Here is a 22,130-nt window from a genome sequence, read left to right as displayed (position 1 = left end):
CGACCGAGATCCTCAAGAAGCAATCACATTGCAATCTTGGAGAACCATGAATAGATATCGAAATCGAAAGTTATTTGTTGCGTTTGCGGGCCTTTTGGCTTGGGGTTTAACAACGAACCTCTATGCTTGCAGTGTGCCAGTGTTCCGCTATGCATTGGAACGCTGGGAACGCGATGAATATCGGCTGATTGTAGCAGTCAGCGGCGAATTGTCCGAAGAACATCAAAAATGGGTGGAAGATCTTCGCCAACAATGCGTTCGGGAAGAAGGGTTTTGTAACCTGATGGTGCATGTGCTAGACATCACCGATGAAGAAAATAGCGATGTGTTGGAGGCTTATCCGGCGGTGGCGGAAATTACCGAGCCAACCGCTTTTCTGCTCTATCCGCTTGGTTCTTATCTACCGACCGTCATTCTCCACGAACCGTTTACCGATCAGACGGTTCAGAAATTGACTTCAAGTGCCTTTGTAAAAGAGCTGACGCTGGAAATCCTGAAGGGGACGTCCGCCGTATGGGTGCTGGTGGATTCCGGCAACCCCGAACGAGATGACAAGGCCTACGATGTGTTGCTCGAAAAATTGGAGTGGTTGTCCGATGAAGTTCCACTCCCGGCCGGTGTGATCGAAACTTCAGGCGAGATTACCGGAGGGATGACCCAATCCGAAGTGATGGCGAATTATGATCCCGCCAATTTTCTGCGTTCGGTCATACCACTGAAGATTGGTTTCGCTGTCAAGCGTTTGACGAAAGCGCAGGCTGAACCGGTGTTTCGCGCGATTTTGATGAGCAGTGAAGAGGATTTGGTGGAATACAAAGATGAGCCTATGGCGTTTCCCGTTTTCGGACGCGGTCGCTTTCTATTGCCATTGGTGGGCGAGGGGATCAGTGCTGACAATGTCGAGATGGCGACCATGTATGTCTGCGGCATCTGTTCATGCCAGATCAAGTCGGGGAATCCAGGCGTTGACCTGCTGAGTCACGTGGATTGGTACAGCTATCTTGAAGGAAGTGAAATAGTGCATGACCGGGAACTTCCACCGTTAACGGGAACAGCTGACTTGGTCGACGTGGAGGCAGATGCACCGGAGATGTATGTTTCGGCGGATGATGCGCCGGCGGACGACGCGCTAATGGCTAATGCAACCGAGGCGGATGCGCCACAGTCGAGTCTCACAGAGCAGGTGGTGCCAAAACCGTCCTCCCTACTCCGGCGAAACATGATCATCCTACTTGGTACAGTCCTCTGTTTAATTGTCGGTGCAAGTCTCATCATTGCTAAAAAGAAAAAGGGGCCACTGTGAATGTTTTCACTCTGATCCGAAAGGAGATCGGACATCGAAAGCTTAACTTTGCGCTTTCGATTTTGGCGGCAGCGGTCGCCGCGGCAACCTTTCTCGTATCAATATCGCTACTGCGCAGTACGGATTTGGAAACCAGCCGGTTGATTAATGAGAAAGTGGCAGAGACCGAAGCAGAGATGGCCAAGCTAGAGGACGAGCTTCGCGTATCGATGAAAGGGCTTGGCTTCAATATCCATATTTTCCCGGAGGGACAGGATTTGAGCGAAGTCTACGAACAAGGCTACGCATCAAAGACAATGCCAGAAGAATATGTTACTCGTTTGGCTCAATCGGAAATTGTGACAGTGAACCATCTGTTGCCGACATTGACGCAAGTCACGGATTGGCCGGAATACAAACGAAAAATTGTCTTGATTGGGATTCGTGGTGAAGTTCCGAAACTGCATGGAAGCAACAAAAAGCCACTGTTGGATCCGGTCCCCGAAGGCGAGTTAATCGTCGGATATGAGTTGCAAAACAGTTTGGAACTCGAGGTCGGCGATCAGGTGACGCTGAAAGGGCGAGAGTTCAAGATTCGTGAGTGTTATGGCGAACGCGGTTCGAAAGATGACATTACAGTTTGGATGAGTCTGAAGCAGACGCAGGAAATTTTTGACAAAGAGGGGCAGATCAATTCCATCTTGGCACTGGAATGCAACTGTGCAACGATCGATCGTCTGAGTGAGATTCGTGCAGAGCTCGGCGAGATTTTGCCAGGGACGAAAATCATTGAGCAAGAGAGTAAGGCGTTGGCGAGAGCCGAGGCACGAAAGTCGGGCCAGACCACAGCGCGGCAACAGATCGAATCCATGAAAGAGAGTCGGAGTCGATTGAAAGAAAAGCGGGAGGCTTTGGCATCGATATTGATTCCACTGATCGGCATCTTCTGTATGGCGGGCATTGGTTTGTTGGTGTTTCTAAATGCAAAAGAACGCGTCTACGAGGTAGGCTTGCTGCTGGCCCTGGGAGTGAATTCGTTTAAGATTCTGACAGCGTTTCTGCTTAAGGCTGCCGTTGGCGGATGGGTTGGAGGCATGATCGGCATCGGGGCATCATTGCTATTCATCGAAAAAGGAGGCTCGCTGTTTGCGGGCTATCCAGCCAACGAACTAACATCTGCTGTAGAGCTTGGCCTGGTTTTGGTCTGCATGCCATTGTTCGCAGCCATCGCATCTTGGATCCCTGCTTTTGCCGCCGCGCAATGTGATCCTGCGGAGGTGTTGAGAAATGAGTGAGTCCGTGTTGGAAATGAATGGCGTTAAAAAACGCTATCCCGGCAAAGGGAGTCGCGGTGAAGTTCATGCTCTTCGTGGTGTGTCGTTGTCGGTTGGCAAAGGCGAGTTTGTGGCGCTGCACGGACCGAGCGGATGCGGAAAGTCCACGTTGTTGTTGGCCGCTGGTGGATTGCTCCGGCCTGATGTTGGAACGATTGCGATTAATGGCCAGGATCTCTATTCGCTGAACAATTCAAACCGAGCGAGGTTTCGTGCCGCCAACCTTGGCTTTGTATTCCAACAATTCCATTTGATACCCTATCTCGATGTGTTGGGTAATTTGATGGTCACTGAGGTAGCGACGGGGCAATCGGCAAATGCGAAAAAGCGTGCCGAAGCCATTCTCGAACAGTTTGGCATGGCCGCTCGTGCCGGGCACCATCCTTCGGAACTGAGTGTCGGTGAGCAACAGCGGTTGGCCTTGGCGCGAGCTGTCTTTGCCAATGCATCCATCCTTTTCGCGGATGAGCCGACGGGCAACTTGGATCGGGATAACGCGACCATCGTGCTTGACTATATGAAAGAGTTTGCCGGCAATGGCGGTGTCGTGGTCATGGTGACCCACGATGACCGGGCTCTCGAACATGCCTCGCAAAAAGTGTCACTCGTCGATGGACGAATTAAAGAATGATCGAGATAAAGATGATGAATTACTGGATTTACAGCGTGCTGTTGGGATTTGATATAAGAAAATGAATAAGGGAATAATTGCTTTCGTTGGTATTGCATTGCTTCTTGTCGCTTCGTTGTATTTGCTGTCCACGAAGGACCAGTCGACGGGAGCGGCCCAAGCCGATCTGGTGCTGTACTGCGCGGCTGGTGTTAAGCCCGCAGTTGTTCCGCTTGCACAGCAGTTCGAACGCGAATACGGTCAGAAAGTGCAGTTGATGTATGGTGGCTCAGGCACACTGCTTAGCAACATCCAGGTAGCCCCCCAAGGTGACCTCTACATTGCGGCGGACCAGAGTTATATTGAAATGGCCGCACAGAAGGAACTGATTGCGGAAACACTACCGCTGGCTTGGCTGCGTCCCGTGATCGTTGTGGCGAAGGGGAATCCAAAAAACATTCGAAGCCTGGAAGATCTAAAACGATCGGATGTTCGAATTGCATTAGGAAACCCAGGGACTGCTTCCATTGGGCGGCAGACTCAAAAGCTGCTTGAGAGTGCGGGAGTTTGGGGCCAGGTGAAAAAGCAGGTCGAACAAAACGGCGTCTTTAAACCGACGGTGTCGGAGGTGGCTAATGATGTCAAGCTTGGTGCCGTGGCCGCCGGAATCGTTTGGGACGCCACCGTGGCGCAGTATCCAGAGCTTGAAGCGGTGAAAGTGGAGTTGTTCGAGGAAGCACGCCAGCAAATTAGTGTGGCAGTACTCGCTTCAAGCAAACAGCCGACCGCCGCACTGCGTTTTGCCCGCTATCTCAACAGTCGAGTTGGCAATGCCGTATTCGCAGAGCGTGGGTTTGAAGCCGTTGAAGGTGACCAGTGGGCATGGCATCCGGAGCTCACGTTCTTTTGCGGATCCGTGAATCGTCGTGCGGTGGACGATGTGATCAAAGCGTTTGAATGTCGCGAGGGAGCCACGGTCAACACGATCTATAACGGGTGCGGAATTTTGACCGGCCAAATGCGCACGATCAACCAGGAAACCGGCTCAGGGTTTCCGGATGTTTACATGGCCTGCGATCGATATTATTTGGAGAACGTTCGCGACTGGTTCCAGGAAGACGTCGACATTTCCGAGGCTGATATCGTGATTGCGGTTCCAAAAGGCAACCCGAAAAATATTCAGGGTATCGCGGATCTAGCGAAAGACGGAATGCGAATTTCCGTCGGTCAGCCTGAACAATGCACCATCGGAGCGCTGACCCGCATCATGCTGGAAAAGATGGGCGTTTATGACCAAGTTATGAAAAATGTTGTGATGCAAACAGCCTCATCATCCATGCTCGTGCCGACCGTATCGACTAACTCCGTTGATGCAACCATTTCGTACATCACCGACACGAAGGCGGAAAGTGACAAGGTCGATTCTGTTCGCATCGACTCGCTATACGCCAAAGCGATCCAACCGTTTAGCATTGCATGTTCAAGCGACTATAAGTTTCTCGGTCGTCGATTATTCAAAGATATTTCGGCAGCCGAAGAACGCTTTGTCAAAGCTGGCTTTCGCTTTCGATTGGGAAGCCAAGGCACAATAGTTCCAAGTGAAAGCGTCATTGAAAATACGGAATGAAAGATATATCCACGAAACGCGTGGGACTAACGGATTCCGTGTTTTTTCTGAGCATGGGAATCATCGGCGGATCCTATGTCTTGCTGATTCTGCTTCTTCTTGTTGCCGATATCGCCTATATGGTTCAGGGCGCTAGCTGGGGCGAGGTTGTTTTTGAAAACCCGATGGTGTTGGCCCTTGCTAAGCCAGAAATCCGCTACTCCATCATGCTCAGCCTCATTTCGTGTACGCTCTCGGCAATTCTTTCTCTGTTGGTCGCTGTTCCCATTGGTTGGTTGCTTTCTCGATTCCGATTTCGCGGTCGCAACTTGTTGGATGCGATCCTCGACATTCCGATTGTTCTGCCGCCGTTGGTTGTCGGTTTGAGTCTGTTGATTCTATTTCAATTCTGGCCGCTCACTGCGAGATTACCGTTTGTTGGAATGTCGTTGAACGAGTTTGTCGTGTATCAGATACCGGCTGTTATTCTTGCACAGTTCGCCGTTGCGGCTGCGTTCGCGGTGCGAACCATGAAAGCGACTTTTGACGAGATCAATCCACGCTGCGAACAGGTTGCACTTACCCTCGGGTGTTCTCGCATGCAATCGTTTATGCGAGTAACTCTCCCTGAAGCGGGACGCGGTATGCTTACGGCCTTCACGTTGGCGTGGGCTCGAGCCCTTGGCGAGTTTGGGCCGTTGTTGATCTTCGCAGGAGCGACACGCAATAAGACCGAAGTGCTTTCGACGACCGTTTATCTTGAACTTAGCATTGGCGACCTTGAAGCAGCAGTCGCCGTTTCGCTGATTATGGTTTTCGCTGCTGTATCGGTATTGCTCATCACTCGCGTCTGGGGCGCAAGGGATGTGATGGTATGATCGTGGTCGATAACATAACGGTTCATGCCGGCGACTTTGTGCTACGCGATGTTTCATTCAAGCTGAATGCTGGCGAGTATGGTGCGCTGATGGGACGCACGGGGTGCGGCAAGACGACACTGCTCGAAGCAATCATTGGGCTGAAGCAAGTTCAAGGTGGGGCCATCCAGATCGGAGAGAGAGATGTGACGCATGAACGCCCGGCGGCACGAGGAATCGGTTACGTTCCGCAGGATGGAGCACTCTTTTCGACCATGACGGTTCGCGATCATCTAGCCTTCGCCCTTGAGATTCGCCGGCTTCCTAAAGATCAGATTCAAAATCGTGTAGATGAGTTGGCCCAGTGGCTTGGGATTGAACATTTGCTAACGCGTCGCCCCTTCGGGCTGAGCGGTGGGGAACGCCAACGTGTTGCTATGGGGCGTGCCTTGTCGTTCTATCCAGCAATCTTACTACTCGATGAACCACTCAGTGCAGTGGATGAGGAGACACGCGGCGAAATGTATGAACTACTCCGCCGAGTGCAGAAACAATCGGGAGTCACGGTGCTGCATGTTACGCATAATGCAGAGGAAGCCCGAGAGATGGCCGATGTCGTTTTCGTTTTGCGAGACGGGAAAATACAAAAGGAAGGAGCGTGATGGATATGTGGGTTTGGTATGTATTGGGCGGCATCGCGGCCGGACTTCTAAGTTCCATGTTCGGTGTCGGGGCAGGAATCCTGCTAGTGCCATTATTGAGCATCGCGTTCGGGTTTGGCCAAAAAGACTCGCAGGGGATGGCGCTTGCGGTCATGGTGCCAATGGCATTTGCTGGGGCGATGCGCTATCACTTTAATCCCGACATTCACCTCGATTTGTCCGTAGCGGCGATTGTCGCCGTCGGCGGGGTGTTGGGTGCGATTGTCGGTTCCCAAATTGTCTTCGGCATTCCCGATATAGTGCTTAAGCGAATGTTTGCCTGCTTTATAATCGTGGTGGGAATCAACATCCTTGTGAATTCATGTCGGAATCGTCCGGAAGGGGAGACGCCGAGTGCTGAACATCAAGCTGAATGAACGAACCTTTGAAGCAGAGGACGGCGCAACCCTGTTTGGCCTGCGCGATGCGGTTAGACCAGAGGCTGACATTGTGATCCTCAATGGTGCAGCAATGAGTCAGGATGTGCGGTTGTCCAACGGCGATGAGGTCTGCCTTATTCAACGTGGTGTGGTGCCGTCCGAAGATGAACTCGAATCGCTTATCGCCGCGCGTCACACGCCTGGTGTTCATGAAAAAGTCAAATCCGCTACGGTCGGCATTGCGGGGCTTGGTGGACTTGGTTCGGTCATCGCGGTCGCTCTTGCTCGTGTCGGAATTGGCAAATTGGTTCTCGCCGATTTCGATGTGGTGGAACCAAGTAACCTAAACCGCCAACAATACTTTGTGGATCAAATTGGGTTGCTCAAAACCGATGCCCTTGTTACCAATGTGCGTCGAATTAACCCGTATGTTCAGCTCGAAGCTCATCCCGTCCGACTGACGCCCGAGAATCTCTTTCCAATCTTTGGAGAAATCGATGTGATGGTCGAGGCATTTGATCGCGCCGATCAGAAGGTGATGCTAATGCAAAACTTCTCCGCAGGCCGTCCCAATATTCCGCTGATCGCCGCTTCCGGACTTGCTGGTTTGGGGCCGGAAGAAACCATTGGCGTTCAGAAAATGGGCAAGAACATTTTTGTGGTGGGTGATCTCGAAACCGGTGCGAGACCGGGGTGTGGACTGATGGCGCCGCGAGTTGGAATTGCCGCCTCCATGCAAGCCAATTTGGCTTTGCGCTTAATTGTAGAAGGAACCGTATGACAAAAATAACACTTCGCTATTACGCTCAAATCCGACAGAAGGCAGGCACCGAGTCCGAAACGGTTGAGGTTCCAAACGGCGCGACCGCACTGCAATCCCTTCAAGCTGTTGACCATGGAGAAGATTTCAATGCGATGCTGTTTGATGATTCGGGGGCACTGCGTCCGGTTATCATGTTTGTGATCAATGATGTGCCCGCACCGCAGGATGCTGTTCTAAGTGATGGTGACCAGGTGCAAGTCTTCAGCCCCGTGGCAGGAGGTTGATGTGAATCCGCTTGCTTTGAATGAAGAAGAAAAAGCTGTCTACGAATGGCAGATGTGGATTGATGGCTTTGGGGAAACGGGGCAGCAGAAATTGAAGGGTGCGACTGCGCTTGTGAGTCGCTGCGGCGGGCTCGGCAGTCCGCTTAGCTACCATCTTGCTTCGGCAGGAATTGGCCGACTAATTATCGCCCACGCCGGGAACGTCAAACCCAGCGACCTCAATCGTCAGATTCTTATGACGCACGATTGGCTCGGCAAGCCGCGGGTCGAAAGTGCTCGGCGCCGTCTGCTGGAACTGAATCCTCGGATGGATGTTGTCGCGATCCCAGAAAATATCTCCGATGAGAATGCCTGTTCGCTGGTTTCTCAGGCGGACATCGTCTTTGACTGTGCGCCACTTTTTCCCGAACGGTTTGCGATGAACCGGGCCTGCGTTGAGCTGAGAAAGCCGATGATCGAAGCTGCGATGTTTGATATGGAGGGTCAGGTAACCACAATTGTTCCAGGAGAAACGCCTTGTTTGGCGTGTCTCTATCCCAAAAATCCTCCACAATGGAAACGGCAATTCCCGGTGCTTGGTGCGGTGTCAGCCATGGCCGCCTCGATTGCGGCGGTGGAAGGCGTGAAGGTGATCACCGGATTGGGAAAAACACTGGCGGGAACGCTCCTGTATTACGACTCACGTAACATGACTTTTCAACGCATCCCGGCAGTTCGCCGCCCCGATTGTCCTGTTTGCGGAACACTCTGAATAGAACGAAACACTCGCAGCGAGTGAGGCCGGTTGCGACCGGCATTGGTCATCCCCGACGTGGCCAATTCCTATGTATAGACCTGGGACATAGGTAACAGGGGTGCCGGGACATGGGGAACACTTTTCAGGTCCATCTCCTTTTAAGCCGACACGATCATGTATTGGCTTGAGGGGTGCGTGTCAGCTTTTGCAGTGCCCCGGGATCGTGCAAAATTTGCAATAGGAGTTTTCCAGGTTCTTCGGTTAAACTGCGTGAGTTGACAGGGACCAGGTAACCATTGGGAGACAATCGCATGGACGCGAACGAAGCACGGCTGAAGGAAAAACTCGACCACCACCTCAAAGAAGCCACCCGGGTTGCGGCGGAAATCCAAGCCCTTGAGCAAGGCGACGAAGTCCCACACTTTGATCAGATCGAGCTGCCCGCTCACGCACTCGGGCAACGTTTCAGCCGCGCCATTCAAGAAGAACGTGCCCGTGAAGTCGCCTTGCAGGAACTCGGCCGGGTGTACTGCCCCGACTGCAAGAAACAGTGCAAGGTCGAGATCGAACCTCGCCCGGTCAGTTCGATGGACGGCCCCATCGAACTGACCGAACCGGTTGCCCACTGCCGTCGCTGTCGACGGTCTATTTTTCCCTCAGCGGACAAAAATGGGCTTCGATAGCCGCCACTCCACCCCGGGATTCAAGCGCCAACTCATCTTCACCAACGGCGAAACCCGATCGTTCAAACGGGCCTCGCTCTTGCTCGAGCGTGTCAATGGATTGAAAGTTTCGGCCAACACCATCGAGCGGATCTGCATGGAAGTCGGCGATGAATTGGCCTCCGCCGCCGAGCACGACTGGCAAGGCATTCTCGATGGCGAAGCGGTGCTGCCGCAAGTCGCGGTCGTCAGCTGTGATGGGGGACGCATCCGGACTCGCAAAGCCAATTGTGGTCCCGGCATTCATCTCGAATGCACCGGCTGGAACGAAACCAAGAACGCGATCTTCGTCAGCGCATCGAGCGACACGTCCAGTAGCGATCCTCAGCCACGTCCGCCCTCATGCTTTCTCAATCGCAATCACGTCGCGGGACTGACTGAGACTGCAAAAACCAAGGAAAACGCCGGTCGAGACAGCCCGTTGCTTGGAAGTCAGAAATCACCGCCGAAGCAACCCGGCAAACGCAGGCAGCCCAAACACAAACCCAAGAAGATTCACAGGACGTTGATCTCAAGCATGCGAAACTCGAGAGTGTTCGGCGTGCAAATGGACCGGGAAGCGAGGCGTCGCAAGTTCGACCAAGCGTCACGCCGTGTGTTCGTCGCGGACGGTTTGAGTTGTAACTGGACGATCCACGCCGAGCACTTCCGTGGCGACGTTGCGATTCTCGATTTCACTCACGCGGTGAGTTACCTCCACCGTGGTTCGATCGCCTGTTTTGGACAAGGCGTCGAGGCTTGGGAGAACTATAAGCGTTGGATGATTCTAACTTGGCAGGGTAAGGTCGCCGAGGTGATCGAGGAACGGTTGGTTCATCAATCTCGACTGGGAGAGGCTCCGGCCGATGCGGGCGAGGATGATCCGCGCGCGCAGCTTCGGCAGATCATCGGCTACTTGAAAAACAACCTCGATCGGATGCACTACGCTCGATATCGCTGCGAGGGTCTACCGACGACGAGTGCGTGGATGGAGTCGGCGGTAAAGGAAATCAACTACCGAACGAAGGGGACGGAGATGTTTTGGAACCATCCGGCCGGTGCCGAAGCGATCCTGCAAATCCGAGCGGCTTCGCTGAGCGACGACGATCGCCTGGCCCGCTTCCTGGCCCGCCGCCCCGGCTCCGCAAGAATCCGCAAGGCAAATCAAATTGCCACTATCGCCGCCTGAAATTTCAATCCCTGACTTGCACCCTCCGTTCGGTTACACTTGTGGTGCGATCCGAAGCAGATCTGGGCCCAAGTTCGAGGAATGATTCGATGTTACGTTTTGTCTTACCCCTGACCGGATGCTTGTTTGCGGTTTTTGCCTTGGCAGACGATGCGTTTGACGGTATTCGGGCACAGCTCAGCGGAGGTCAACTTTTCAAAAACTTTGAGGTCTTGATCCATGACAGTGATGAACAGCCGATCAAAAACGTGACGGTTACACCGTGGGCGCTTCGATCTTCTCAAGGCCACGGACGTTGGAACGACGGTGACGAGTTCGCTGAAATGTCACCGGTGGCGGTGACGACTGACGCGAAAGGCGTTGCGACAATTCGCTATCCTTTTTATCGCAACGTGAAAGAGGAGACGCGAACGTTTAGTGTTTCAGTGAATTTGAGTCACCCCGATTTCACGATCGCCGATTCGATTCACATTGACGTGCCGCTTCTGGACGACGAGCCGAAAAAGATTGAAATGGTACGGGCGGCTCAGCTAGAGTTCATTCCCGAATCCAGTGCACAGGATTTTGAAACAGCTCAAATTCATGTTGTTTCTTCCGATCGATCGACTGCTTTGAGCAAATCAATCAAGCGGACTACGGATCGGGTACGACTCGAAACGCTCAGCCCCGGTCCTTTTCGCGCAATGCTAGTCCGTCTCGTTGATGGGCAGGCCACCGCGTTTAGTGAACCAATTGAATTGAAATTGAAGTCCGGTCAAAACAAAGCGATCAAGGCAGTCATGCACCCGGCAATCGATATCCGCGGACGACTCGGCGACGAGGTGCCGCGTCCGGTGATCGCCGGTCGTGTCTGTGCGATTGCATCGCCAAGGAAGCATCCTCTGCCGAACTTTGATTGGGCTCAATGGGCACCGGTTGACGAAGATGGCGAGTTCGTGATCAAGGGTTATCCAAGATCGGAACCATTGCAAGTCATTGCTCTGTGTGACCATTTCATCGCTCGAAACGGTCGCGACCCGAATGCAAAACCAAAACCGGATGATCCGTCGAAGCCGGATTTTTTCGGCGGGCTGAAGGCAGTGGCCGAAATAGCAGAGGAGTTGACGCGACCTTCGCATCGGCCATGCAGCCGTCCTCAAACGTTTGCGTCGAATCCGCAGCAACCCATTTTGATCCGCATGTCACCATTGGTTCGGTGCCAAATTACCGTGGTCAATCCCGATAATGATCCGTTGTCGAATGTTTTGGTCGGTGCCAGCCCAAATGTATTTTGGTGGGATTGGGGGTCACAGGTTTATGGCGATTCGCTGATGCGATCCACCGAATGGCTGACGGGAACAACCGTGGAGGAACCATGGTATTCTGATTCGGTTCGCGGCTACGACATGCCGTTCTTTGAGTATAGCGATGCAAAAGGCGAATCGATTATCTATTTGCCGCCGGGTAAGCAATCCCTTTTCGTTTACGACAAAGCCGACGGGTATCAACTGCCGATCTTCATGGGGAGGAGAGACTGCGACGTGACCGTGGTGGCCGGCGAAAAGCTTTCGATTACTTTGCAGTTGGAACCGCCTGGTGTCGAATCACTCGGCGAGTATGACAAACTTGCGGGTGTCGTCTTCGGTTGTTCCACTCGCGAGGGCAAGCAAATCTGTGCACTACCCGAGGTTCGCGAAAGAATGAACGATTTCGCAAGGCGGCTTCGTGAGGCTGACGATCCTCGGGATCCTGTGGTACTTGCCGAGGCTTATACCGTCGTTGCCGAGGCTTTCGACCGAGCTGGCGATAAAGCCGAGGCCGACAGATGGCGGTCAAAAGCAGAAGCACAAAAAGCGAAGCTCGAAAAACTTCCTTGATGGCGATGATGTAGCGGTTCGGATGTCCTGCGAGATAGGACCGCAACAGCTCAATGGAAGCCGAGGTCCGCCATGATGACGAGCTCTTGCATGTTGTAGCGATTGACGGTTTTGGTCCATGTGAAACGGCACTTGAATACGCCGGCGTCAGTCACCGCACGTCGGCCGCGTCTCGCGAGTTGTCGCCCGCGCGCGTCAAAGACAACTCTGGCGTTTGTGTACGGCTGGCTACGAACTCGCGGCCAAGGTTAACCGTTCTCGCGATCGCGGTCTCTACGACGCCGCGATCGAACACTTCGGCACATGGCGATCCGCTCTGACCGAAGCTGGCATCAACTTGCAAAACGTCTCACGCCGCCGCCCCAAATACCTCGTCCGCGAACCATGATCCTCTGGCTCAAACAACACCAAGCCGCCGGCCAGTCGTTGGTTTGGACCGAGGTATGTTTGGAGAACCGAGACTATGCCTTTGCCATCCGTCGCACGTTTGGCAGTTGGTAAGTGGCGAAGTACAGAGCGTTGAGCTCTGGTTTCGTCAGATAGTGCCGGCCAGCGACATCCCGTTGCGGTTTCGGACTCGGGAATCGGGGTAGCTTTGCAACGTAATCTTGCTCCCAGGCCCACGACATGATGGCTCGGAGATTATCTCGAGCCTTGTTCGCAGTGCGTCCTGGATTGGAACCGCCATCCGCGGCAGCTTTGTCATGTACCAAATCCAAGAAGTCGCGAATGTGCGCTCGATTGATCTTGTCGACATCGACGCCATTGCCCCAGGCAATCCATTTGGTGACGGTTGATTTGTATTCCTTGCGTGTCCCGCCGGAGAATTTCTTCGCAGTGAGGTACTGGGCTGAGATCGTTTCAACGTTGTTGGATATGGTGACGACTCCAAGGCCGGCGACATACCACCTGGTATGTCCCCAGGATTGAGCAAATCAATGAAAAGGGCCATCCGAGCACTTCGACTGAAGGAATTTGCGACACCTTCAAACAGGAGACACTTGGATGGTCACAAAAGCAAAACAACGGAAATCTGCTGGCACCAAGAAACGCTTTATTGGCAAGCCCAACGGACAGATTCAGGAGCGTGTCAAACAGTGCGGTCCAGAACACTTTGGCATTGTATCAGTCGATTGTGCCAAGCGTCGAAGCAAGTGGATGCTGTGCGACTTTTTCGGGCGCGTCATCATCGAACCCACCACGGTGGAACATCGCCGTGGCGACTTCGCGGCCATGATCGCGTACATCAATGATGCTTGTCAAGCTGAAGGGCTGACCGACACGATCGCGGCCGTCGAGATGACAGGCATTTATCATCGACCGGTCCAACGTGCTTTCCGCAAAGCCGGATTCGATACGCGAATCGTTCATCCCTTCGCGTCGAGCCACTACCGAACGCCATTGCACCCTGATGCCAAAACGGACGACAACGATCTCGAAGCGATTTTTCATGCTGCAGTCAACGGGTATGACTTGGCATCACTTCCCGTCAGCGAAGTGTACCAATCGCTTCAGTCGCTTTCGAGACACCGACACAACCTTGTCAAACAACAGGCTCGCGTCAAAGTTCAGATCCGCAGAATCATGCATGAAGCCATGCCCGGCTATGCTGACCCTTGGGAAGATGACAAGCTCTATCATCAATCGGTGGCACTCCCGATTGTGATCCGGTTCAGCTCTTCCGAAGCCATCATCAAAGCCGGTGTCGATGGGATCTCTAAACATCTGAATAAAAGCAAGATCCGTTTTCAAATGCGAACGCTTGAGCGAATCGTGGGTTGGGCACGCACCGCAGCGGAGCCAAGCGAATTGGCAGCGATGCACACGCGGCAATGGCAAGACCTAAACCGATTGCGAGAATCGTTCTACACGCAAGTGCGTGCATCGGAGCAGGAAATGGCGGGTTTTCTGGTTAAAACACCGTACGCTCTGCTTTTGTCAGTGACCGGCATCAATGTCGTTTCGGCATCTCGATTGGTCGGTGAATCCGGGCCGATCGAGCACTATGCTTCGGCTCGTGCAATCAACGGACGCGCAGGCCCGTACCCATCGCGTTACCAGAGTGATGAAGTTGATCATGCCGACGGGTCTTTGATTCGGCAGTGCAATCGCAAACTGCGTGGCGCTGCAATGCGGGTCGCCGAAAACCTGATCAAGTGCCATCCGTACTATCGCGGTTTATCGGGATCGTGGGCGCAGCAAAAAGTGGACCCGCGTGATCGTCGCTGTCGGATTGCCAACCGCGCGATGCGGATGTTGTTTCAGATCGTCAGCGGTCGCCAGCTTTGGCGAGGCAAGGGAGTTGACCGAGAGTACTTGCTATGGAAGCTGCAAGAGTTCCATCGGACTCATGGTACGCCCATCGAACAGTCGATCGTTAACATGCAAGAAGCGTTCGTATGGCTTCCCAAGTCGGCCTACGCTGAGGAAGCCAAACCGCTGTCCGAATTGGCTCGCAAGAAACATCGTGGTGCCAAACCGATCGCCGACTTGCTCACACCGCTATTAATTCAACTTGGAGTTGAAGCCCCCGATGAGTTAAACCTAAAGACGTCCGAAGCTCGAAGTTCCCGCTGACTTGATGGACGTCGAGAGCACAAGAACAACGTCGTCTTGACCCCGAGGGTATCGGCTGATGCGGAAGCATCTTGGCTGAGCATGCCCGTGGCAAAAGCGTGATGCTCTGTTCGCGGTTCAAACGCCGGATGAGACAGTGTGGAGCCTTCGAGCTTCGGATATCTACCAGGGTGGCGAGACTGAACCACTGACGCGACAGAAACGTGCTCTGACGCCGCAAGCCATTGGAAAACCGAGTTCGCAAAAACTACCCTTATGGGTAGAGCTGCTAAACGTCTGCGCTCACCACAAAAAGCAAATTCGGCAATGACAGTGCTTTTCTTCTTCCAAACCGATTCGCATCGTTTGGTCGCTTCCCTGCCGGCTCACGATTCCCTCGGTGATGGGCCGGCGGCTCCCTACGGTCGGCTTCCGCTCCGGGCATCGGTCATTGGTTGGTGATTCAAAACGTGATCGCTTCGGCCCGCATACGTTGGCGGTTCGACGTCCACGTGTATTGGTCCGCTTCCATGCCCTGCGCTACGGCTGCATCCATGCCCCGGCGGCCCATTCCACGGCGATCATCCGTGCTCGCCGTGCCTTCGGCGAATCCCGAGTGGTTCCGACGGCGTGGAGACCTATTTCGCTTCGGTTGAGCTGAATGCGCCGTCGGCTTTAGTGCTCAATCAAGATATCGTAAGATGACGATAAGCGTAGGGAAGTCTTATGCTGCCCTCTTGTAAGACCACATGCGAGTTTTTTCTGTGTTTACAAATTTTGAACCCGCTAACGAGCTTCGACTCGATGTCTCAAAAAGTCTCGCTTCCCGCTGACACAAATCAAGAGCACATGGCGTTGGTGCTAAATCTTGCTGCAGTCTTTTCAATCGGACTTGCGGCCTGTTCTGGAACGGTGTTTCAGCGGCAGCTTCATCCTCAGTCGGAGCTTGAGCTCTCAGATGGTCTAAAGGTGATTATTTGGGGCGGAAAAGAACAATACCGATTCTGCTCTGATCTACGCGCCCAACTATTGGAAGCTAAAGGACACCCAACCAAAGATTCTGACAACCTTTCGTTGCCACAATGGTCTAGGTTCGTCCAGTTGACCAGGAAGTCCCTTGAGAACCCCAAGGCAGCCTTTCAGGTTCCGCATTTACTGCAACTCGCTTCGATTGATGTGTGCTGTGATAGAGAGGTTCTTCCACACGTCAACCGGCAAGCAGAACAGCCGCTAATGCTCGCAATGGCAGTTGTTGATTACGTGATTCGCGCGACAGGCATGCCGGAAGAAGTCCGAAAGACGGCAGAGAATCGCTTTGTGAAGCGAATCTCTAAGGCGGTTCACGCGTCCGAATGACTGTTACAAAAGATAGTTATCATCTTCCCGCAGATTGGCAGTCTCTTGCCGGGCGAGTTCCTACCGTTTGCGGATTGGCGCCGTCGGCTCGAAGAGTATGCCATTGATTTTGTCTCTTAGCGTGTCAACTCGCCTCTCAGGCGGAAAAGCTCAGCGAAATCGCTCCAGCTCAATTTTCTCGACAGTGTCGAGAAAATCTGTTCCCCGTAGTCCGCCCTCTTGTTGTCAATGTTTCGGTGCGAATTCTTGTCCCGAGCCACCAATACTGTTTGACAATCGCGACATTGACCGCCTTAGCGACTCTCGTCCATTGATCTTTCGGATACAATTGACTTCAGCCTCCTTAAGCGGCGATCTAGCTCATTTAATTCGTTTCAGCTACGCCAGTAAAATGATTTCCCCGCAACCACTCGATCCAATTCGCTCTCGGGTTGCTCAGGCCTCAAACACGTCGCCGGAGCAGCGAATGCTTGCTGGACTGGAGCATTCGGAGCTTGCCATTCGCGTGGTCGAGGATGGAATTCGCGATCAGAATCCGCTTGCTGATGATGCGACGATCACACGGTTGCTGGCCGAGCGGATTGAGCTGATGCGTCGCATCCAAGATCGTACGTTGGCGAAAAAGTGAAGCTGCAAGAAGCGGTATCGCGAATCATCGCCGCACTGAATGACGCGGGGCTCGAATTCATGCTCGTGGGATCGTTCTCCAGCATGTACTACTCGTTCCCCCGTTCAACGACGGATGCCGACTTTGTCATCGGGAAGTCCGACTGGGATGCACAAGCACTCGCGAAATCGCTCGGCAACGAATTTAAGTTCGATCCGCAACTCTCGTTCGAGACGTTTGGCGGTTCAGTGAAGAACGAGATTCAGATCGAGGGTACTCCGTTTCGGATCGAGTTGTTTCGGTTGACCGACCAGCCCTTCGATCGAGCACGCTTCGATCGTCGTCGAAAGGTCGCACTGGGCGGTGACGAGGTTTGGATCCCAACACCGGAAGACGTGATCTTGCAAAAGCTGACTTTGTCCCGCCCCAAAGACCAGGAAGACATCTTGGGCGTGATCGCCGTCAATCACGGAACTCTCGATCGAGAGTATCTCGATCAGTGGGCTGAGCAACTTGGTCTCACCGAGGAGCTTGCAGCAGCCTGGCAATTGGCGACGGAACGCTCTTAACGCAGAGCGTAACAAGCGATGTCAACTCGTCCTGCTCTGTCGGACGATCGTAAGAATCGCTTGCCGAATATCGGGTGATACCTCATCCCAAATTGCGATCAATTCCCGCAGTAACTCATCGCTTTCGTTTGCTGCACCCAAGACTGCACCCACCGCGGAGGAAACGTCCGTTTCTTCCGCGTTTTCGAGGGTCGTGCTATTCCTGCCGGGGGAGCTTCTGGCCTCAATCCGAATCATAAACCCTCGGTCACACTGTAGTGGCCGAGGGTTTTGTCGTTTACGCTCGCATGAGAAGTATGGTTGACTGAGGTCCTCGATTTAGCCAAGCAACTCGGCAATGTTTCGGAAGCCTACAAGATCATGGGGTACTCGCGAGACACCTTGTACCGCCACAAGGAACCCTTCGACGCTGGCGGGGAAGAGGCACTTTAGGACGTCTCCAGGCGAAAGCCAATCACCAAGAACCGCGTGTTTCTGATTGTTTGATTTGGCTTCTTCGCGAGCCTTTCTACGCGCTTCGCGTTCCGCTTTTCTTTTCGCTTTGTCGTCATCTCAGAAAAAAACTCCGTTCCCCTTTTCTTCTCCGTTCCCCTTTTCTTCTCCGTTCCCCTTTTCTTCTCTTCGAACCTTCGCCACCAAGCCAACCGATCTACTAAAACTCTTATCCAGATTCAAAAACTGATTCGCCCTGCCAAATCGGCCCGGTGCATGGACCTCGCACTTGTGTTATTGTAGTATTGCAAAACAGCTTAAGCTGAAGTCCCACCTAGCCAAGCCCCCACCGATCGCAGTGAGCAGGAGCGCGCACCATGATCTTTCTCCGATATTCCACCTCATTGGCATTAGTGTGCAGCCTTGTTAGTCACTCTGCTCTGGCGGAACGAACCGCAGCCGCAAGGCAACCGGTATCGTTGGACGGAACGTGGGACATCGTCTTTGATGCGGACAACGAAGGTCGGGCTGCGGATTGGCACTTGGATGGCGTGTTTTCATCATTGGCTGAGAAACAGGAGATTCGCGTACCGAGCTGTTGGGAGGAGTTTGAGAAAGACTACGAGGGAGTGGCCTATTACAGACGCAAGTTCACCGTTCCGAAGGAGTGGGATGGGAAGGTAGTTCGCTTGCAGTTTGATGCGGTGAATTTCATCAGCGAGGTGTGGCTGAACGACCAAGCGGTCGGCTTTCACGAAGGTGGGTTCACGCCGTTTACATTTCAGGTGCAGCAGATGCTCAAACCGGGTGAGGAGAACACCCTGACCGTGCGCGTGGCCGGGCCGATTCTGATGACGGACAAGACGATCGAGGGGATCGGCAAGATGGAGACGCCGCAGTGGCGAGGTGCCATCACGGGCGGGATCTGGCAGCCAGTTCGGCTGATCGCGACCGGAGATTCCTATGTCGAAGATGTGTTCATCGAGCCGAAGATCGCCGACGATACAGCGACCTTTCACCTCACACTCCAACACGCCCGTGAGAAGGCTGAAACTGTGGAGGTTGAGATCCGAGTCCTTTCCGGTAAGGAGGCGGATTCCGTTGTGAGTCAGCGGAAGTCGATAACGCTGATACCCGGCGTGACTCAAGAGAGTTGGAAGCTGAATATCCCGGACGCGAAGTATTGGTCGCCGGACAACCCACATCTGTACCGGGTCGAAGTCAGCGTGGTGTCAGGCGATGCGGTCTCGGACAATTGGACGACGCGATTCGGGATGCGCGAGTTTACCATCCGCGACAAAAAGTTCTATCTGAACGGGGAGCCGCTCTACCTGAAAGCGACGTTCTTCGAGGGTCTGTACCCGAACGGTGTGGCCTATCCGGACAGCCGTGAGATGGCGGTGCGAGAGATCCAGTTGGCGAAGGATGCAGGTTTCAACATGATTCGCCCCTGGCGGAAACCACCACCGCCGATGTGGCTTGATCTGGCCGACGAGATGGGCGTACTGACCGTTGGCTCGCTGGCGATCGAGTGCATGGATTTTCCGGTTGAATCGGCGCGGCTACCGGGATGGGTGGCCAACGAAGTTCGCCAAAGCATTCTGCGCGACCGGAATCGCGCGTGCGTGGTGCAATGGGAGCTGTTCAACGAAATCAAGCGGCCTGTGCTGATGCAGCTCTTGCGTCCGATGGCGATGTTGGCGCGGCAACTCGATCCGACGCGGCTGATCCTCGATGAATCAGGCGGATGGGCCCAAGGTGCGAACATGTATCTACCTTACGAATCGGAGCCGATGAAGTTTAACGATGTCCACTTCTACCCAGGGGGACAGGTCAATCAGACGCAGTACGACCGTCTCCTGCTGATCGGCAAGACCGAGGAAGAGCAGAAAGCCATGGGCTTAGCGGGCCTGGAAATACCTGGCAAGAACGTACAACCGAATCTGATGTCTTATCTGTCGGAACTCGGCTACGCCAGTTGGCCCGACATCGTGGGAAACAACGCGATGTTTCGGGAGCGTGGAAACCCAATCCTGCCAGCGACGGTGACGACCACGAACTTGGAGAAACAGCTCAATCACGCCTTCCAACGCACTGGATTCGACAAGGCATTCCCCGACCTGCAAGCTTACTGCATGGAAGAGCAACGAATACACGGCATCGCCAACAAACGCATGATCGAAGCCACGCGAGCGAATCGCGAGATCAGCGGTTACTGTATTCACGCCCTGACCGACGGCGATTGGATTCTAGGAGCGGCGATTCTCGATCTGTGGCGCTACCCCAAGACCTTGGCCTACGAGATGACCAAGCAGGCCAACCAGCAACAAATCGTTTCCGTTCGTGTCCTGCCACGGAATCTGTATGCGGGACAACAAGCCAAGGTTTCGGTTACGGGAATCAACGAACTGCAGTCCACCCAAGCGGTAGTGGCCGTCCGCGTTGAATCACTCGATGGCGACACGGTCTTCACCGAGACGCTCACAAAGGAATTCCCCTGCGGGATCTCGGACCTCTACACAGATCTGCTCAAGACTGACTCGATGAGCGGTAGCTACCGTGTTCGAGTCGATGTCAAGGATCCGTCTGGCCGGCTGATCACCAGCAACGAACGGGCATTTGATGTCTTTACGAGAGAACGGATCGGCACGCCGACAGGACAGGTTAGCGTCGTCGAAATCGGCAATACGGTGAGTTCTCATCTAAAGAGAAACGGTATCGAAACAATTCCTTTCTCTACGGAAATGGACCTGTCATGCCCAGTGGTTATCGGAGCGATCACCAAGGCGACTCCCGACTTCCGAAAGACCGTTGGTGAGGTCAAAGAGTTTGTTAGGCGCGGTGGATACGCGATATGCCTTGATGTCGCGGGGCCAAGCCTCACTTGGGGTGCTCCCAATCCCGAGCCAAAGCCGAAAGATGACGACGGCAGTTGGAGTTGGGTCGTACCACGAGTATTGGCCGACAGTGACGTGGACCAACTCCCGCTGAGCGGGAAACTGTACACAACGCAAGGGAACTATACTTCCCGAAATCATATTGTGACCGATCATCCCGTGTTCGACGGTCTGCCGACAAACGTGCTGATGAGTGGCGTCTACGAAAACGTTTGCGCAAGCGAATCGATCTGTCGCCCTGACAGAGGCCAATACATCAGCGGCGTCATTACGTACGACCAACAGAAGAACATGGATAGTTCGCTACGGCATTACAACGGCATCGGCGATGTGCTTTGGGCAGCCAACGTGCTACTCGTGACTGAGGGCGACGGCAAGATTCTCTACTCGACCCTCAGGATCCTGGAGAACCTGGGCAAGGACCCGGTTGCGGACAAGCTGCTCTACAACATGATCAGTCTCTGAGAGGCCCCTGATGAAGAGTGCCTCAGATGCCAGAATTCTCGATCCGGCAGGAACTTAGAGGGCACGAGTCGAGTGCGGTCTCCATCGCATTCACATACTAATAGACAAAAAATCCGGCAGGTTAGCGCGGTGACGCGAATAGGTAGGTGTATGTCGAACTTCAGCCATCACTCCCGGCAGCTTTCCGAAGGCGAGTTTATGCGGCTCTTCGTCAAGAATGAGCACGCCCTGCGCGCCTTTGCCGGTCGCTTCTTTCTGAATGGAATGGTGTCGACGACGCGATCCAGGAAGCCATTGTCACCATGTGGGAGAAGCTCGGACAGCTGCGTGACGTGGAGCAAAGACCTTGTGGAAAACGTAGACTGGGAACAACTTGCCGCTGGCGCGGTGGAAGTCAAACAACTAACCGATACAGGAGTCAGTGATGTATAAGCATGTGGTCCTTTGGAAATTGAAGAATACGGTCGAAGGAGCTTCAAAATCAGAACTCGCGACCGAGGTGAAGAGTCGTTTGGAGACCCTGCCGAGCATCATCTCGGAGATTGAGGAGTATGAGATCGGCGTAAATATCGGGGCCTATGGCGCGTCTTTCTTCGACGTGAGCTTGATCTCGACCTTTCCCGATGAAGAATCTTTCAAACGTTACTGCGTCTATCCTGAGCACGATGCGGTGGTCGCGTACATTCAATCCGTTACCGAGGCTGAAGAGATTGTGGACTACCAGACATGAAAACAGTAGTCACGTTCGGGGAAATCATGTGCCGGCTGACGTCACTGGGAAATCTGCGTCTGCAACAGACGCGGGAGTTGAAAGTAACAAACAGCCTGTTTCTCTCATCGATCTCTATCCGACACTGATTTGACCCAGTCCCCGCCAAGGCGGTCGCCCGGTAGGCCTTCTTCAAAGAACAACTCCTGTAGCCAAGCTTCCCAAAACACAAGTTCGTCC

20 protein-coding genes and 1 pseudogene are annotated in these 22,130 nt (G+C 53.7%); all 21 read left to right on the top strand.

Features of this window, described 5'->3' with window-relative positions:
• The first annotated feature begins 46 nt into the window (after positions 1-46).
• The 21 genes and pseudogenes from CA13_RS25875 to CA13_RS25770 all read left to right on the top strand — a co-directional run bounded on the left by CA13_RS25875 (position 47) and on the right by CA13_RS25770 (position 21,911).
• Positions 47-1,303, top strand: a complete 1,257-nt coding sequence (locus CA13_RS25875; protein WP_146401622.1) for a hypothetical protein — start codon at positions 47-49, stop codon at positions 1,301-1,303.
• On the top strand, positions 1,300-2,577 hold the full coding sequence (locus tag CA13_RS25870) for an ABC transporter permease (RefSeq protein WP_146401620.1): 1,278 nt from the start codon (positions 1,300-1,302) through the stop codon (positions 2,575-2,577). The genes CA13_RS25875 and CA13_RS25870 overlap by 4 nt, the downstream gene beginning before the upstream one ends.
• Positions 2,570-3,247, top strand: a complete 678-nt coding sequence (locus CA13_RS25865) for an ABC transporter ATP-binding protein (protein WP_419194827.1) — start codon at positions 2,570-2,572, stop codon at positions 3,245-3,247. The genes CA13_RS25870 and CA13_RS25865 overlap by 8 nt, the downstream gene beginning before the upstream one ends.
• A 61-nt stretch (positions 3,248-3,308) precedes the next feature.
• A complete protein-coding gene (modA, locus tag CA13_RS25860; protein WP_146401618.1) occupies positions 3,309-4,853 on the top strand; it encodes a molybdate ABC transporter substrate-binding protein in 1,545 nt (514 codons plus the stop codon).
• Positions 4,850-5,710, top strand: a complete 861-nt coding sequence (locus CA13_RS25855) for an ABC transporter permease (RefSeq protein ID WP_419194826.1) — start codon at positions 4,850-4,852, stop codon at positions 5,708-5,710. The genes modA and CA13_RS25855 overlap by 4 nt, the downstream gene beginning before the upstream one ends.
• Positions 5,707-6,351: an ABC transporter ATP-binding protein gene (locus CA13_RS25850; protein ID WP_146401616.1), complete on the top strand. Its 645-nt coding sequence runs from the start codon at positions 5,707-5,709 to the stop codon at positions 6,349-6,351. Before CA13_RS25855 ends, CA13_RS25850 begins: the two co-directional genes overlap by 4 nt.
• Positions 6,351-6,767 carry a sulfite exporter TauE/SafE family protein gene (locus tag CA13_RS25845; RefSeq protein WP_419195158.1) on the top strand — a complete coding sequence of 139 codons (417 nt, stop codon included), beginning with the start codon at positions 6,351-6,353 and terminating at the stop codon, positions 6,765-6,767. The genes CA13_RS25850 and CA13_RS25845 overlap by 1 nt, the downstream gene beginning before the upstream one ends.
• Positions 6,745-7,551: a sulfur carrier protein ThiS adenylyltransferase ThiF gene (gene thiF / locus CA13_RS25840; protein ID WP_419194825.1), complete on the top strand. Its 807-nt coding sequence runs from the start codon at positions 6,745-6,747 to the stop codon at positions 7,549-7,551. The genes CA13_RS25845 and thiF overlap by 23 nt, the downstream gene beginning before the upstream one ends.
• Positions 7,548-7,817, top strand: a complete 270-nt coding sequence (locus CA13_RS25835; protein WP_146401612.1) for a MoaD/ThiS family protein — start codon at positions 7,548-7,550, stop codon at positions 7,815-7,817. Before thiF ends, CA13_RS25835 begins: the two co-directional genes overlap by 4 nt.
• A 1-nt stretch (position 7,818) precedes the next feature.
• On the top strand, positions 7,819-8,568 hold the full coding sequence (locus CA13_RS25830) for a HesA/MoeB/ThiF family protein (RefSeq protein WP_419194824.1): 750 nt from the start codon (positions 7,819-7,821) through the stop codon (positions 8,566-8,568).
• 296 nt (positions 8,569-8,864) lie between these two features.
• Positions 8,865-9,236 carry a hypothetical protein gene (locus tag CA13_RS25825; RefSeq protein WP_146401608.1) on the top strand — a complete coding sequence of 124 codons (372 nt, stop codon included), beginning with the start codon at positions 8,865-8,867 and terminating at the stop codon, positions 9,234-9,236.
• A 79-nt stretch (positions 9,237-9,315) separates the two neighbouring features.
• On the top strand, positions 9,316-10,443 hold the full coding sequence (locus CA13_RS25820) for a LysR family transcriptional regulator (protein ID WP_146401606.1): 1,128 nt from the start codon (positions 9,316-9,318) through the stop codon (positions 10,441-10,443).
• A gap of 89 nt (positions 10,444-10,532) precedes the next feature.
• On the top strand, positions 10,533-12,299 hold the full coding sequence (locus tag CA13_RS25815) for a hypothetical protein (RefSeq protein ID WP_146401604.1): 1,767 nt from the start codon (positions 10,533-10,535) through the stop codon (positions 12,297-12,299).
• A gap of 608 nt (positions 12,300-12,907) precedes the next feature.
• Complete coding sequence (locus tag CA13_RS25810; RefSeq protein WP_146401602.1) at positions 12,908-13,096, top strand: hypothetical protein; 189 nt, start codon at positions 12,908-12,910, stop codon at positions 13,094-13,096.
• 208 nt (positions 13,097-13,304) lie between these two features.
• Positions 13,305-14,876 carry an IS110 family transposase gene (locus CA13_RS25805; RefSeq protein WP_146401600.1) on the top strand — a complete coding sequence of 524 codons (1,572 nt, stop codon included), beginning with the start codon at positions 13,305-13,307 and terminating at the stop codon, positions 14,874-14,876.
• A gap of 783 nt (positions 14,877-15,659) precedes the next feature.
• Positions 15,660-16,211 carry a hypothetical protein gene (locus CA13_RS25800; protein ID WP_146401598.1) on the top strand — a complete coding sequence of 184 codons (552 nt, stop codon included), beginning with the start codon at positions 15,660-15,662 and terminating at the stop codon, positions 16,209-16,211.
• A gap of 466 nt (positions 16,212-16,677) precedes the next feature.
• A complete protein-coding gene (locus CA13_RS25795) occupies positions 16,678-16,839 on the top strand; it encodes a hypothetical protein (RefSeq protein WP_419194823.1) in 162 nt (53 codons plus the stop codon).
• Positions 16,836-17,387, top strand: a complete 552-nt coding sequence (locus CA13_RS25790; protein ID WP_146401594.1) for a nucleotidyltransferase — start codon at positions 16,836-16,838, stop codon at positions 17,385-17,387. The genes CA13_RS25795 and CA13_RS25790 overlap by 4 nt, the downstream gene beginning before the upstream one ends.
• A gap of 300 nt (positions 17,388-17,687) precedes the next feature.
• Positions 17,688-17,816, top strand: a pseudogene (locus CA13_RS25780) (helix-turn-helix domain-containing protein); the annotation flags it as partial.
• A gap of 380 nt (positions 17,817-18,196) precedes the next feature.
• On the top strand, positions 18,197-21,181 hold the full coding sequence (locus tag CA13_RS25775) for a glycoside hydrolase family 2 protein (protein ID WP_146401590.1): 2,985 nt from the start codon (positions 18,197-18,199) through the stop codon (positions 21,179-21,181).
• A gap of 424 nt (positions 21,182-21,605) precedes the next feature.
• Entirely contained in the window at positions 21,606-21,911 is a 306-nt protein-coding gene (locus CA13_RS25770; RefSeq protein WP_146401588.1) for a Dabb family protein, read from the top strand.
• Positions 21,912-22,130: the final 219 nt, after the last annotated feature.

Origin of the sequence: Novipirellula herctigrandis, from assembly GCA_007859835.1 — a bacterium.
Lineage (GTDB): Bacteria > Planctomycetota > Planctomycetia > Pirellulales > Pirellulaceae > Novipirellula_A > Novipirellula_A herctigrandis.
This window is presented reverse-complemented; position numbering and strand designations above follow the sequence as displayed.